Annotated in this window: 14 protein-coding genes and 1 tRNA gene; 10 read left to right on the plus strand and 5 right to left on the minus strand. The window is 67.3% G+C overall.

Features of this window, described 5'->3' with window-relative positions; genetic code table 11:
• Window positions 1-7: 7 nt before the first annotated feature.
• The 4 genes from QZL87_RS15190 to QZL87_RS15205 all read left to right on the plus strand — a co-directional run bounded on the left by QZL87_RS15190 (window position 8) and on the right by QZL87_RS15205 (window position 5,802).
• A complete protein-coding gene (locus QZL87_RS15190) occupies window positions 8-1,012 on the plus strand; it encodes a LacI family DNA-binding transcriptional regulator (protein WP_295320958.1) in 1,005 nt (334 codons plus the stop codon).
• A 78-nt stretch (window positions 1,013-1,090) separates the two neighbouring features.
• Window positions 1,091-2,329: a GGDEF domain-containing protein gene (locus QZL87_RS15195; protein ID WP_295320960.1), complete on the plus strand. Its 1,239-nt coding sequence runs from the start codon at window positions 1,091-1,093 to the stop codon at window positions 2,327-2,329.
• A gap of 449 nt (window positions 2,330-2,778) precedes the next feature.
• Complete coding sequence (gene acnA / locus QZL87_RS15200) at window positions 2,779-5,451, plus strand: aconitate hydratase AcnA (RefSeq protein WP_295320962.1); 2,673 nt, start codon at window positions 2,779-2,781, stop codon at window positions 5,449-5,451.
• Between the two features lie 75 nt (window positions 5,452-5,526).
• The gene (locus tag QZL87_RS15205) at window positions 5,527-5,802 is read left to right on the plus strand and encodes a hypothetical protein (RefSeq protein ID WP_295320964.1); all 276 of its coding nucleotides are present in this window, start codon (window positions 5,527-5,529) and stop codon (window positions 5,800-5,802) included.
• Here the strand turns inward: QZL87_RS15205 and QZL87_RS15210 are convergent.
• The 5 genes from QZL87_RS15210 to QZL87_RS15230 all read right to left on the minus strand — a co-directional run bounded on the left by QZL87_RS15210 (window position 5,799) and on the right by QZL87_RS15230 (window position 10,122).
• Window positions 5,799-7,256 carry an amidohydrolase family protein gene (locus tag QZL87_RS15210; RefSeq protein ID WP_295320966.1) on the minus strand — a complete coding sequence of 486 codons (1,458 nt, stop codon included), beginning with the start codon at window positions 7,254-7,256 and terminating at the stop codon, window positions 5,799-5,801. The two genes, QZL87_RS15205 and QZL87_RS15210, sit on opposite strands and share 4 nt — an antisense overlap.
• Before the next feature lie 72 nt (window positions 7,257-7,328).
• A tRNA-Val gene (locus tag QZL87_RS15215) sits at window positions 7,329-7,404 on the minus strand.
• A 59-nt stretch (window positions 7,405-7,463) separates the two neighbouring features.
• Window positions 7,464-8,435, minus strand: coding sequence for a magnesium and cobalt transport protein CorA (locus QZL87_RS15220; RefSeq protein ID WP_295320968.1), 972 nt, complete (start codon window positions 8,433-8,435; stop codon window positions 7,464-7,466).
• A 73-nt stretch (window positions 8,436-8,508) separates the two neighbouring features.
• Window positions 8,509-9,018, minus strand: coding sequence for a hypothetical protein (locus tag QZL87_RS15225; RefSeq protein ID WP_295320971.1), 510 nt, complete (start codon window positions 9,016-9,018; stop codon window positions 8,509-8,511).
• Window positions 9,019-9,057: 39 nt separating this feature from the next.
• Complete coding sequence (locus QZL87_RS15230) at window positions 9,058-10,122, minus strand: MarR family winged helix-turn-helix transcriptional regulator (protein ID WP_295320973.1); 1,065 nt, start codon at window positions 10,120-10,122, stop codon at window positions 9,058-9,060.
• 222 nt (window positions 10,123-10,344) lie between these two features.
• Between QZL87_RS15230 and QZL87_RS15235 the strand changes: the two genes are divergently transcribed.
• Genes QZL87_RS15235 through QZL87_RS15260 form a run of 6 tightly spaced genes read left to right on the plus strand, consistent with a single transcriptional unit; the run spans window position 10,345 to window position 14,072 of the window.
• A complete protein-coding gene (locus QZL87_RS15235) occupies window positions 10,345-10,896 on the plus strand; it encodes a thermonuclease family protein (RefSeq protein ID WP_295320975.1) in 552 nt (183 codons plus the stop codon).
• Window positions 10,897-10,941: 45 nt separating this feature from the next.
• Window positions 10,942-11,319, plus strand: coding sequence for a fluoride efflux transporter CrcB (gene crcB / locus QZL87_RS15240; RefSeq protein ID WP_295320980.1), 378 nt, complete (start codon window positions 10,942-10,944; stop codon window positions 11,317-11,319).
• Window positions 11,316-12,533 (plus strand): RluA family pseudouridine synthase, encoded by a 1,218-nt coding sequence (locus QZL87_RS15245; RefSeq protein WP_295320983.1) that lies wholly within the window; start codon window positions 11,316-11,318, stop codon window positions 12,531-12,533. Before crcB ends, QZL87_RS15245 begins: the two co-directional genes overlap by 4 nt.
• Complete coding sequence (locus QZL87_RS15250; RefSeq protein ID WP_295320985.1) at window positions 12,533-13,153, plus strand: FMN-binding negative transcriptional regulator; 621 nt, start codon at window positions 12,533-12,535, stop codon at window positions 13,151-13,153. The genes QZL87_RS15245 and QZL87_RS15250 overlap by 1 nt, the downstream gene beginning before the upstream one ends.
• Window positions 13,150-13,386 carry a hypothetical protein gene (locus QZL87_RS15255; RefSeq protein ID WP_295320988.1) on the plus strand — a complete coding sequence of 79 codons (237 nt, stop codon included), beginning with the start codon at window positions 13,150-13,152 and terminating at the stop codon, window positions 13,384-13,386. The genes QZL87_RS15250 and QZL87_RS15255 overlap by 4 nt, the downstream gene beginning before the upstream one ends.
• Window positions 13,383-14,072 carry an ATP12 family protein gene (locus QZL87_RS15260; RefSeq protein WP_295320990.1) on the plus strand — a complete coding sequence of 230 codons (690 nt, stop codon included), beginning with the start codon at window positions 13,383-13,385 and terminating at the stop codon, window positions 14,070-14,072. The genes QZL87_RS15255 and QZL87_RS15260 overlap by 4 nt, the downstream gene beginning before the upstream one ends.
• Window positions 14,073-14,236 lie beyond the last annotated feature (164 nt).

The following is a 14,236-nucleotide window of genomic DNA, read 5'->3' on the forward strand; positions in this document are numbered from 1 at the left end:
CGGAAAGATGCTGCGTCCCACATCGTTCGACGTCGCCGAGCGCGCCGGCGTGTCGCAGTCGACCGTCTCGCGGGCGCTCCGCAACTCGCCCGGCGTCAACGCCGAAACGCGCGCGCGCGTCGCGACCGCCGCGCGCGAACTCGGCTATGTCGTCGACCGCCACGCCTCGTCGCTGCGCCTCAAGAGCAGCGAGACGATCGCGCTCGTCACCATCTGCCGCCCCGGCGAGGATCGCAGCGCGATCAATCCCTTCTATTTCGCGCTCCTCGGCAGCATCGCCGCCGCGACCTCGGCGCGCGGCTTCAACCTGCTCGTCTCGTTCCAGGAGAATGAAGACAATTTCCGCGCCGACTTCGTCGCCTCGGGCCTCGCCGACGCGATGATCGTCATCGGCACGACGAGCAACCGCGAAGCGTGGAAATATTTCGCCGAGGCGCAGGCCTCGGGCCTCGACTTCGTCTGCTGGGGCAGCCCGGGCAGCCCCTTTCACTGGATGCGCAGCGAGAATGACATCGGCGGCCAGCTCGCCGCCGAGCATTTCATCGCCACCGGCCGCCGCCATATCGCCTTCGTCGGACCGCAGCAGTCGCCGCAGCGCCAGTTCGACGAGCGCCGCGACGGCTTCACCGCCGCGCTCGGCCTCCACGGCCTCACCCCTATCGTCGCCGAGCCCCCCGCCGCCGCCGACCGCCACGCGCAGGGCGTCGCCGCGGCGCAGGCGCTGCTCGCAGCGCACCCCGAAACCGACGCGATCTTCGCGGCCTCGGACATGCTCGCCTTGGGCGTCTTGCAGGGACTCAAGGACGCCGGCCGCCGCGTGCCGCAGGACGTCGCGCTGATCGGCTTCGACGGTATCCGCGCCGGCACCCTCGCCGACCCCGCGCTCACCACGCTCGAGCCCGACCTCGACGCCGCGGGCGAGGCGCTCGTCGCGATGGCGCTCGAGGACGACGAGCGCACGCGCAGCGGCACGCGCATCCCCGTCCACCTCGTCGTCCGCGGCACCGCGTAACCGCGACTTAACTCCCCGAAAAGTAACGCTTCGTTATCCATGCCCTGCTACCCCGGGGCCGGGGCAGATAGCGGTAGTGTGAACGGACAATTTTTCATCTCGCTGCTCAATCCGGGCATCGGCATCCTGTTCGCCACCGCCTTTTTCCTGCTGTGGCTGAACCGGCGCGAGCGGTATGTCGCCTATGCCGCCGGTGCCTATACCGCCACCGCGCTCGCCTTTCTGATCCAGGACGTCGGCCCGGTCCTGCCGATGGAGCTGCAGCGGCTTCCCGCCAATTTCCTCTTCCTGATGACCGGCGTGCTCTTCGCCGCCGCGATCATCAAGCGTTACGCGCTCCCCGTCCCGTGGCGCACGATGGCGGCGATCGTCGCGGTCGCGACCGCGGTCTTCGTCTGGTTCCTCCTGGCGAGCCCCAGCATCGCCGGGCGGATCCTCGCGATCAGCATCGGCGCCGGGATCATCGCGATCATGGTCGTCGTCGCGCTCTGGCCGGTCGAAAAGCGCCACCTCATCGACCGCGTGCTCTTCTGGGTCGCGGCGATCTCCGCCCTCAACCTCATCGTCCGCCCCGCGGTATTGCTCTCGCTCCACGGCGGCTTCGACGATTATGTCGGCTTCCAGCAGTCGCTCTATTGGACCACCGTCCAGTTCAGTCAGGCGATGGTGTCGATCGTCGCCGCGATCAGCCTGATGGTCGCGGTCGCGATCGACCAGATCGCCGAGCTGCGCCGCGCGGTCGACGCCGACGATCTCTCGGGCCTGCTCAACCGCCGCGGGTTCGAGGCGCAGGCGGGCGCCGCGCTCCGCCGCTGCCTCGAAGAACGGTCGCCGGTGGCGCTGATCGTCGCCGACCTCGACCGGTTCAAGTCGATCAACGACAATCACGGCCACGCGGTCGGCGACGCGATCATCGCCGCCTTCGGCGCACATGTCCGGCTGATCGGCCCCGCCGAGATGGTCGCGGGGCGCATCGGCGGCGAGGAATTCGCGCTGCTCCTCCCCGGCGCGGGGGTCGAGGCGGCGCGCCGGCTGACCTGCGCGGCGCTCAACCACGGCCGGCTTCTGGCCCTGGTCGAGGCGGCGCGCCGGCTCGCCGAAGCGGTCCGCACCGGCCTCGCCGCCGCCTGCGCCGGCCGCATTCCCGCCAGCCTCTGCCCCACCGCGAGCTTCGGCATCGCGATCGGCGCCCCCGGCACCGGCCTGCCGGCGCTGATGCAACAGGCCGACCAGGCGCTCTACGCAGCCAAGCGCACGGGCCGCAACCGCGTCCGCGCCTTCGCCCCCAAGCCGGTGCGCAGCGCGGCGGGCGGCTGAGCGCAATCATTATTCCTTGAATCGTCATCCCGAACTTGATCTGGAATCCATTTCATCGATGCCGCATGGACCCCGGACCAGGTCGGCGATTATCGCTTCGACATCCGTAACGCGCCTTTCCTTCGTCATTGCGAGCGAAGCGAAGCAATCCAGAGCAGTTTACGCGGGCCCTGGATTGCTTCGCTTCGCTCGCAATGACGAGATTACGGATGCAAGGGGGATAATCGCCGATCATATCCGGGGTGACGACATGTATAAACGCTGCGGTTTTCTTTGCGTCTTTGCGCCTTTGCGCGAGCCAAATCTTCCCCCCACCCCCTTGCATTTCCTTGGGCCCGGCGTAAGGCGTCGCCAACATAAACCTGCGCGTGCGACTCCGCTTAGCTCCGCTCTCCCGAACGGGCACCGGCCGTCATTCCCCGCCGCGCCAACATGGGGACTGCAATCCTATGACCACCACGGGTAACGACACGCTGGGAACCCGCTCGACGCTCGACGTCGGCGGCAAGACATACGCCTATTACTCGCTCGACAAGGCCGCGGCCAAGCTCGGCGACGTTTCGCGCCTGCCCTTCTCGATGAAGGTGCTGCTCGAAAACCTGCTGCGCTTCGAGGATGGCGGCTTCACCGTGTCGACCGACGATGTGCAGGCGCTGGTCGACTGGCAGAAGGACCCGCATTCGAACCGCGAGATCCAGTATCGCCCCGCGCGCGTGCTGCTGCAGGATTTCACCGGCGTGCCCTGCGTCGTCGACCTCGCCGCGATGCGCGATGCGATCGCGACGCTCGGCGGCGACACGTCGAAGATCAATCCGCTCGTCCCCGTCCACCTCGTCATCGACCACTCGGTGATGGTCGACGAATTCGGCCACCCCAAGGCGTTCGAGCAGAATGTCGAGATCGAATATTATCGCAACGGCGAACGCTACGACTTCCTGAAATGGGGATCGAAGAGCCTCGACAATTTCAAGGCGGTGCCCCCGGGCACCGGCATCTGCCACCAGGTCAATCTCGAACATATCGCGCAGGCGGTTTGGTCGAGCGAAGACGGTTCGGGTGAAACCGTCGCCTATCCCGACACCTGCGTCGGCACCGACAGCCACACGACGATGATCAACGGGCTCGGCGTGCTCGGCTGGGGCGTCGGCGGGATCGAGGCCGAGGCCGCGATGCTCGGCCAGCCCGTGTCGATGCTGATCCCCGAAGTCGTCGGCTTCAAATTCACCGGCAAGCTCAAGGAAGGCGTCACCGCGACCGACCTCGTGCTCACCGCGACGCAGATGCTGCGCGAGCGCGGCGTCGTCGGCCGCTTCGTCGAATATTTCGGCCCCGGCCTCGCCTCGCTCAGCCTCGCCGACCGCGCGACGCTCGCCAATATGGCGCCCGAATATGGCGCGACCTGCGGCTTCTTCGGCATCGACGGCAAGACGCTCGATTATATGCGCCTGACCGGCCGCAGCGAAGAGAATATCGCGCTGGTCGAGGCCTATGCCAAGGCGCAGGGGTTGTGGATCGTCGATGGCGCCGCCGACCCCATATTCACCGACACGCTCGAGCTCGACCTCGGCAGCGTCGTGCCGTCGCTCGCGGGGCCGAAGCGCCCGCAGGACCGCGTCTCGCTTCCCGAGGTCGACGATGTGTTCAACGCCGACATGGCGAAACTCTATAACAAGGCGCAGACGCGCGTGCCGGTCGAGGGCAAGGATTTCGACATCGGCGACGGCGACGTCACCATCGCCGCGATCACCAGTTGCACCAACACCTCGAACCCCGGCGTGCTCGTCGCCGCGGGGCTCGTCGCGAAAAAGGCCGATGCGTTCGGGCTGAAGCCCAAGCCGTGGGTCAAGACCAGCCTCGCGCCGGGTAGCCAGGTCGTCACCGACTATCTGGAGAAGGCGGGCCTCCAGAAGCATCTCGACAATATCGGCTTCAACCTCGTCGGCTACGGCTGCACGACCTGCATCGGCAATTCGGGGCCGCTCGCCGAGCCGATTTCGAAGGCGATCAACGAGAATGGCCTCGTCGCCGCGGCCGTCATCTCGGGCAACCGCAATTTCGAAGGCCGCGTGTCGCCCGACGTGCGCGCCAACTTCCTCGCCTCGCCGCCGCTCGTCGTCGCCTATGCGCTGAAGGGCACGGTGATCGAGGATTTCACCACCACCCCGATCGGGCAGAGCGAGGACGGCAAGGACGTCTTCCTCGCCGACATCTGGCCGACCAACGAGGAAGTGGCGTCGGTCGTCGCGGGCGCGGTGAGCCGCAACATGTTCGAGGCGCGCTACGCGCATGTCTACAAGGGCGACGAACATTGGCAGAAGATCGAGGTCGAGGGCAGCGACACCTATCAGTGGCGCGCGGGCTCGACCTATGTCGCCAACCCGCCCTATTTCGAGGGCATGACGATGACCCCCGCGCCGGTGGCGGACATCATCGGCGCGAAGCCGCTCGCGATCCTCGGCGACAGCATCACCACCGACCACATCAGCCCCGCGGGGTCGATCAAGGCGGACTCGCCGGCCGGAAAATGGCTTATGGAACATCAGGTTAGCAAGGCCGACTTCAACAGCTACGGCGCCCGCCGCGGCCACCACGACGTGATGATGCGCGGCACCTTCGCCAATATCCGCATCAAGAACGAGATGGTCCCCGGCATCGAGGGCGGCATGTCGCGCTACGGCAGCGAAGTCATGCCGATCTACGACGCCGCGATGCGCCACAAGGCCGACGGGACGCCGCTCGTGGTCATCGCGGGCAAGGAATATGGCACCGGCTCGTCGCGCGACTGGGCGGCTAAGGGCACCAATCTGCTCGGCGTCCGCGCGGTGATCGTCGAAAGCTTCGAGCGTATCCACCGCTCGAACCTCGTCGGCATGGGCGTGCTGCCGCTGCAGTTCCTCGAAGGCCAGAGCCGCGAAACGCTGGGGCTGACCGGCGACGACCAGTTCACCATCACCGGCGTCGCGGACCTGGGGCCGCGCCAGACGGTCACCGTGAACGTCACCCGCCCCGATGGCTCGACCTTCGCCTTCGACACGCTCTGCCGCATCGATACGGCGAACGAGGTCGAATATTATATGAACGGCGGCATCCTGCACTATGTGCTGCGCAAGCTTGCTGCCTGACGCCGCAAACAGTTGATGCTATCGACGCCCGCCCCCCTGACCGGGGGCGGGCGCTTTCATTTGGAGAAGGGCCGCATGGACGCGGAGGTCATCGTCATCGAGGTGATCGGCTGGACCGCCGCCGCGATCATCCTTGCCGCCTATATCCTGCTGTCGCTCGGCAAGCTCGAGGGGCGCAGCTATTTCTATCAGTGGATGAATGTGATCGGCGCCGGCGGCTTCATCGTCAACTCGGGCTATAACGGCGCGCTGCCCTCGGCCGTGCTCAACGTCATATGGGCGGCGATGGGGCTGTTCACGCTGTGGAGCGTCTGGCGCGCGCGACAGGCGGCGCGCGCCGCGATCCGTTAACGCGCCGCCGCCTCGGCATTCCACGCCGCGACCTTCGCCCGCGCATCGGCGAGCATCTTGTCGAGCGCGGCGCGATCCTGGACCATCCCGCGCAGCACCACCGTGTCGATGGCGCGCGTCGCCGCAATGTCTTCAAGCGGATTCTTGGTGAGCAATACCAGGTCGGCCGCCATTCCAGGCTTGATCGCCCCATAACGATCGAGCCAGCCGAACCATGCCGGTCCCGCGCGCGTTGCCGACGCGAGCGCCTGCGCCGGGGTCAGCCCCTTTTCGACGAACAGGCCGATTTCGTCGTGCAGCCCGAAACCGGGATAGTTGAAGCTGTTGAGGAACCCCGCATCGGTTCCCGCGATGATCGGAACCCCGGCCTCGGCGAGCATCGGCAGGATCGTGGCGACATCCTCGATCTGCTTGTGCCGTGCCGCAATCGCTGCAGCATCGGCTTTGGCCGCGCGCTCGATCCGCCAGTCATAGGTCTTGCGCAGCTTCGGCCCGATATAGGCGAGCCCCTCGTCCTTCGAATGATCGTCGCGGTCGAGATATGCGATGATGCGGCTGCCGTTGAGCGTCGGCGTCACGGACACGCCCTTCGCCGCAAAGCGGCGATAGGCCGCCATCGCGGTGTCGCGGTCGAACCCCGCGTCGAGCCGGCGGTTCGCCTCGGCACGGTCGATGCGCTTCGCGGCGAAATCGGCGGCGATCGCGGCCTCGTCCTTCGCCCCGGCGTTATAGGCATAATCGAGATGCTCGATCGAGCTGATCCCCGCATCGACCGCCTGTTCGGTGGTCAGCGCCATCGGGATATGCCCCGACGTCCTGAGCCCGAGCGCCTTCGCCCGGCGCAGCGCATAGAGGAACAGTTCGGGCTTCAGCGTGCTGTCGGTGATCTTGACGAAATCGACCTTGTCGCGGTTCTTCAAGCGGTCGAGCGCCGCATCGACGTCGGCCTCGCTGCCGACCTCGATCGTGCCCTTCCATACCGGCGCGATCCCTTCGATCTTGGCGCCCGAGGTCAACAGCCGCGGCCCGAACAGCTTGCCGCTGGCAATCTCGCCGCGCCATGCGAGCACCTGATCGGGCAGGTCGCCCGACGCGTCGCGGATCGTCGTGATGCCGTTAGCGACATAGAGCGGCAACAGCGCCCGATTCTCCTCGATCAGTTCGGGCCCGCCGCCGAAATGGACGTGCATGTCCCACAGGCCGGGGATCAGGTAACGCCCTTCGCCCTCGACCGTCCGCGCCGCGCGCCAGCCTTTTGCAATCACGCCATCGGCGCCCACCGCGACAATATCGTCGCCTTTCAGCACAACGGCCTGCCCAGGAATCGTCTTCGCCGCCGCGACGTCGACGATCGTCACATGGCGGATGACGACGTCGCCTTGTTTCGGCGCCGCGACGGCGGGCGACGCGAGACCAAGCAGCGGCAAGACGAGGGCGGCGAGCAGATATTTCATGGGCGACCTTTCCGAACAGGAAAGGGCTTTAGCGCCGCGGCGTCCCACAGGACAAGGGGAGGATGGTGGGGGTGGTGGGCGCTGACGGGCTCGAACCGCCGACCCTCTCGGTGTAAACGAGATGCTCTACCAACTGAGCTAAGCGCCCCCGAAGGGAGGTGCGCCCTGCCACAAGCCGCCGGCGCTGGCAAGCGGCGGTCGTCGGGGTCAGAGCCAGCCGATATGTCTGAAGCGCCAATAGAGCGCGAGGCAGATCGCGCCCATCGCGCCGACGATCAGCGGATAGCCGAAGGTCCAGCCGAGTTCGGGCATATGCTCGAAATTCATGCCGTATATGCCCGCGATCGCGGTCGGCACCGCCAGGATCGCGGCCCATGCGGCGAGCTGGCGCGTGATGGCGCCCTGGCGTTGCTGCTCGAGCATGCCGTTGGTCTCGATCACCGACACGGCGATGTCGCGCAGCCCGTTGAGGCGATATTCGGCGCGCTGCACATGATCCCAGACGTCGCGATAGAAGGGGCGCACCGCAGGGTCTATATTCGGCAGGTCATCGTCGGTGGTCAGACGGCCGGCGACATCCTTCATCATTCCGACCAGCCGCTGAAAGCGGATGATTTCGTGCCGCTGCTTGTAAAGATGGCGAATTTCCGCGGCGTCGAGCGGCGTATCCATCACGCTGTCCTCGACCCCCAGCATCCGCTCCTCGATGGCATCGACCACCGGAAAATAGCCGTCGACGATGAAATCGAGCACGGCATAGAGGACATAGTCGGGACCGTGCGCGAGCTTCGCCGGCAGGCTTTCGAGCCGCGCCCGCACCTCGGTGTGCGTTCGCGCCGATCCGTGGCGGACGCTGACGAAGAAATGCGGACCGACGAAAAAGGCCGTCTCCCCCGGCTGGATCGTATCGCCATCGAGATTGGCGGTGCGGGTAATCAGGAACAGCTGATCGCCATAGGTTTCGACCTTGGGCAGCTGGTTCGCCTTCAGCGCATCCTCGACCGCGAGCGGATGCAGGCCGAACCGCCTGGCGATGCCGGCCAGTTCGTCCGGGGTCGGCTCGTAGAGGCCAAGCCAGAAGAAATCGCCCGGATCGCAATCTTCCGGAATCGCCTCGTCGGGGCCGAGGTCGCGGACGAGCTTGCCGTCATGATAGACGCGGGCGGCCATGATCGGCATCGGCAAAAACTCCCTTGGTGCGGGAGCTTACATAATGCGCGCCGGCCGCAAGCGAAATAGCCCTAGCCCGTGGCTAGATAGCGCGGCTGTCATAGGCCCATTGCAGCAGCGCCTGGCGTTGCTTCGGCCTGCAAAAGGGATCGCCCGGCTCGCAATGCTTGCGTATCTGCGCGGCGTGGCGCCGGAACGCTCGCCACCGCTTGATCTGGCGCTGATCCTCGTCCGCCATCCGCCGCCCCGAATAATAGCGACAATACCATTGGAACCAGCCGCGCGGGTCGTGGGGATGAATCCAGCCCTTTTCAATCCAGACGCGGAGCGGCACGCTCGCCCGAATGCCGAAATAATTCAGCGAACAATCGGGTCCGTCCGGCGCCAGCTTCGCTCCCTCGAACCAGCCCGGAAATTCGGCCGTGCAATCGGTCATATATTTGCCGCAGAATATGCCAAGCTTCAGCATCTCGGCCGGCGCGAGTTCGGGTTCGAAACCGGGATCGAAACATCGGCCCACCGGAGCGGTCCGCATGTAGCGATACCCCTGCTGCATCCGATCGTGCACGACCACTTCGACGGCGTCCCTCATCGCTCGAAAGCTAGCGGGTTTGCCGATGTCGGGCCACGCCTATTCGTCGAGCGCCTCGAAATAGCGCGCCAGCGCGTCAAACGCCCCGTCGGCCAGTGCGATGAAGATGCGGCGGCCGTCGTGCGGGTCGGCCTCGCGCACGAAAAGCCCCGCCTCGGTCATCGTCTTGATCCAGCGCAGCGCCGTGGTCGCGGGAACAGCGGCCGCGATACACAGGCTCGACACGGAGACCGGCTGGCGCTCAAGCCGCGCGGCATAGAGGTCGAGCAGCATGTCCCACGCCGGGTCGGCGAACAGATCGGCCGGGAAAAATTGCTCGCGCATCCGCCGCTGGCGCAGCATGCGCCGCACCGCTTTCGCTCGCTGCCGGTCGAGCGCCCGCTCTTCGGGGACGAAGCTGCGCGGCATCGCGGCATAGTCGCGCGCCGGCGCGCGCACCTGCCCCGGATAATCCGCAAACTCCTCGCCGCGCGGCGCAAAACCGGCGGGCGCGCCGGGAAGCCCGCCGTTTTGCGCCGCCAGGTCCCCCAACAGGCGCGAGATGCGGGCCACCTCTTCCTGAAGCCGGTCGATCCGCTCCATCGCCTCGCCGCGCGCGACATCGTGAACGGCCCAGTTCCGGGTACGCCGCGCGGAGGCCAAAGCCACGAGCCGGTCGGCGGGATCGGCATCGACGAGGAACTGGACATGGACCGAAGCGGGAATCGCCGCGGCGACCCGGTCGAGCGCCGCCAGCCCGGTTTCGCAGACGAGGTTGCAGCCGCTTTCCCCCACCGCCGCGCCTATGTCGGCGAGCATATCCGCTTCGACCGTCTCCCCCGCCGCGAGCCAGACGATGTCGAGCGTCGGAGTCCGCCGGATATGCTCGGCCGCGCCGGACGGGGGCACGATACCGGCGAGGCGCACCTCGGCAAGCGACGCCATGTCGGACCAATCGCCGCGCGGCCCGACAAACAGGAGCGGCGATGCGCCGCCCGCGCCGATCGGCCCGCGCAGCGCCGCAAGAGGCCGGGCATCCCGGCCGCCGAAGCCCTTCGACGGGAACGCGTGCGCGCCCGTTCCGCCATCGATGATATCCTGATCGATCATAATGTCGTCCCCCATTGGCATCGCTCCACCCTGGCATGATCATGCCGTCATTTCGGCGCGATTCCCCTTTTGTTCACTCCTGTTTGCCGCCGATCCGGACCCAAGCCTGATGGCGGCACCGGTTTGGCGCGCGTCCGCCGAAATCGATTTGGTCCATTTTGGACATGATTTGTTCTCATCGTCAACCACTCATTCACCCTTGCCAAACCGCCGGGCTCGCGCCAGTCGATCCGCACGATGCCCCGCCTCTCTTCAACCCGGCTGCGCTGGCGCCGACGCTTCCGGTCGCTGCTGGCGCTGATCCTGCTCGGCGGCCTGGCGTTTGCGGCGTGGGTATGGCTGCCTGCGCCGGTCGCGACCGTACCGCTCGTGCATGTGATCGACGGCGACAGCCTTGCGGTGCGAGGCGATGGGGCGGCGCTGGCGCTTCGCCTGACCGGCCTCGACGCGGTCGAATATCGGCAGGATTGCGAGCGCGCCGCGACGCGTTGGCCGTGCGGCCGCGAAGCGAGGGCGGCGCTCGAAAAACTCGCCGGCCCCGGGCCGCTTCATTGCGAACTGGCGGCAAAGGACCGTTATGGACGCACGCTCGCCGTCTGCCGCACCGCGCCCTTCCCCGATGGCATCGACCTCGGCGCCGAAATGGTGCGGGCGGGCTGGGCGATCGCAACAGGGGACAGCTATCTGCTCGAAGAAGGCGAAGCCCAGGCGAAGCGCCGCGGCATTTGGCAAGGCAGCTTCACCCGTCCGGCCGACTGGCGCGCGGCGCACGAGCGACCCGACGCATAGCAATGCCGCCTTTGCCTTGCTGCCGTTTCCGGCTAGGGCGAGCGCATGAACAGCCTGTTTCCCGTCATGATCGGCGGCGCGATCGGCGCCGGTGCGCGCCATCTCGCCGGCCAGGCGATGCTCGCGCGGCTCGGCCCCGGTTTTCCCTGGTGGACGCTCTCGATCAACATCGCCGGCAGCCTGGCGATGGGCCTGCTGATCGGCCTCCTCGCGCGCAGCGGCGGCAGCGAGACGGTGCGACTGTTCGTCGGGGTCGGAATTCTTGGCGGCTTCACCACCTTCTCCTCGTTCAGCCTCGAATTCTGGACGCTTTTCGAGCGGGGGCAGATGGGGCAAGCCGCCTTCTATGTCCTCGCGTCGGTGATCGGGGCGATCCTCGCCTGCGGGCTCGGCATGCTCGCCGTGCGGCAGTTGCCGGCATGAGCGAACCCAAGGCCCATTTCGACGGCGCGACGATTGCCGAGGAGGATGACGGCATCCGCCTCGACCGCTGGTTCAAGCGCCACCGGCCGGGAACGCCGCACGCCCTGCTCGCGCGCTGGGCGCGTTCGGGGCAGCTGACGCTCGACGGCAAGAAGGCCGATGTGTCCGACCGGATCGCGGGCGGACAGAAGCTCGTCATGCCGATCCCGCCGGTCGAGGCCGAAGCGCGCCCGGCGCGCAAGGGGCGGCCACTGACCGACGCCGACATCGAACTCGCAACGTCGATGCTGATCCACCGCGACGCGAGCGCCATCGTGCTGAACAAATTGCCCGGCCTCGCGACGCAGGGCGGGACGAAGACCGATCAACATGTCGACGGCCTGCTCGATGCGCTGAAATATGACGCGCCGGTGCGCCCGAAGCTCGTCCACCGGCTCGACAAGGACACGTCGGGCGCGCTGCTGATCGCGCGAAGCCCACGCGCCGCCGCCTGGTTCGCCAAGAGCTTTTCGAACCGCAGCGCGCGCAAGACCTATTGGGCGATCGTCGTCGGCGTGCCCGACATCGCGCAGGGCGAGATCGACCTGCCGCTCGCCAAGCAGCCGGGATCGGGCGGCGAGAAGATGCACGTCCACGACAGCGGCCTGCCGGCGAAGACGCGCTACCGGATCATCGAGCGCGCGGGGAACAGCGCCGCATGGGTCGAGCTCCAGCCGCTGACCGGCCGCACGCACCAGCTGCGCGTCCATATGGCGGCGATCGGCCACCCGATCGTCGGCGACGGCAAATATGGCGGCAAGGGCGCCTTTCTGACCGGCACGATCAGCCGCAAGATGCACCTGCACAGCCGCCGCCTGCGCATCGACCATCCCGACGGCGGCGCGATCGACATCAGCGCCGAGGTGCCCGAGCATTTCGCCGCGAGCCTCGACGCGCTCGGCTTCGATCCGCTGCTCGGCGAAGTCGGCATCGACGACGTCGCCAAGGGCCCGCCGCCCAAAGCCGCCGCGAAAGCCGCGGCCAAGGCGCACAGCAAGGCGATCCGCAAGGCGCGGCGCGGCGAACGCCGCGGGCGCACCGCGACGAGCAAGCCGACCGACCATGTCGGCAAGCCGAAACCCAAGCCCGCCAAGGTCAAAGCAAAGCCCGGCAAGCCCGCGGGCCGCAAACCCGCCGCGAAGAAATCGCCGGCGCGTCCCGCACGGCCGCGCTGATGCACCCCAACAATGCTTTCCGGCCGAAACAGGATGATCTCGCCGAACTGTTCGTGCGCGAGATCGGCTTCGCCGCGATTTTCGCGGGCACGCCCGATGGCCCGCGCGTCGCGCATACGCCGGTGGTGCTGAGCGAGGATGGTCGGGCGCTGCAATTCCACCTCGCGCGCGGCAATGCGCTGACGCGCCATTTGGGCGGCACCACCGCGCTTGCCGTCGTGCAGGGTCCCGACGCCTATGTCAGCGCGAGCTGGTATGCCGAGGCCGATCAGGTACCGACGTGGAATTATGTCGCGATCGAGATGGAGGGCGTGGCGCGGCGGCTCGACGACGACGCCCTCGTCGCGCTGCTCGATGCGCTCTCCGCGCAACATGAAGCCCGCGTCGGGGCGAACCCGCCGTGGACGCGTGCGAAGATGAATCCCGTATTGTTCAGCAAGATGACCGGCGCGATCGCCGGCTTCGAGATGCGGATCACTGCATGGCGCCCGACGATCAAACTGTCGCAGAACAAGTCCGCCGATGAGCGTGACCGGGTCATTGCGGGAATGGAGACCACCGGCCACGGCGCGCTGGCACAGTTGATGCGCCATCTCGGCAGCGATAGGGAGGACGCATGACCCCGGCCGACGACGCACTCGCCAGGAAACGCTTTTTCGCGATCACCCTGATGCGCCTGATGGGCGTCGCCTTTGTGGCGATCGGTTTCATCCTGATCGGCGGCGGCTTCGCCTTCGCGGGACAACCGGCCGACCGCTGGATCGGCGTCGCCATCGTGCTCGTCGGCGCGTTCGATTTCGCGGTGATGCCGATGCTCCTCGCGCGCCGCTGGCGCTCGCCCAAAGACCGGTGAAGCGCTTCTGGAAAGAGGTTGCCGTCGTCGCCGAGGGCGACGGCTGGGGCATCGCGCTCGACGGGCGGCCGGTGCGCACGCCGCAGCGCGCGCCGCTGGCGGCCGCGAGCCTTGCGCTCGCCGAAGCGATCGCGGGCGAATGGCGCGATGTCGGCGAGACGATCGATCCCGCGGCGATGCCGATGACCGGGCTCGCCAACGCGGCGATCGACCTCGCCGCCCCCGACCTAGCCGCCTTTGCCGCCCCGGTCGCGGCTTATGCGGAGAGCGACCTCCTTTGCTATCGCGACGCGCGCGATGCGGCGCTGCAGGCCGAACAGGCGGCGGCGTGGAACCCGCTGCTCGCCTGGGCCGAGGCGCGCTATGGCATCGAATTCGCGCTGACGCAGGGCGTGCTGCCGATCGACCAGCCCGAGGCGACCGTCGCGGCGCTGCGGGACGCGGTGCTCGCGCAGGATCATTGGCGGGTCGCCGCGCTGACCCCGCTGGTGACGATCGGCGGCTCGCTCGTCGCCGGCCTCGCGCTGGTCGAGGACGCCTTTGATGCGAACATGCTGTGGGAGGCCGTCAGCCTCGACGAGCTTTATCAGGAGCGCCGCTGGGGCGCCGACAGCGAAGCGCAAAAGGCGCGCGCCGCGAAACAGCGCGACTGGGACAATGCGGCGCGCTTTTTGGTGCTGCTGTAGGGTTGCGGTCAGGACGTCCCCCCGCGAAAGCGGGGGCCGCTGGCATCTTGCGCTATCTCCTCGTAGCGTGATCGGGTTAGACTGAAACCCCGCCTTCCCTATCTCGTCATCCCGGCCCTTCGACTGCCTTGCAGGCGCTCAGGATAAACTTCCGCCGAAGGCGG

This window comes from uncultured Sphingopyxis sp., assembly GCF_900078365.1.
Classification (GTDB): domain Bacteria; phylum Pseudomonadota; class Alphaproteobacteria; order Sphingomonadales; family Sphingomonadaceae; genus Sphingopyxis.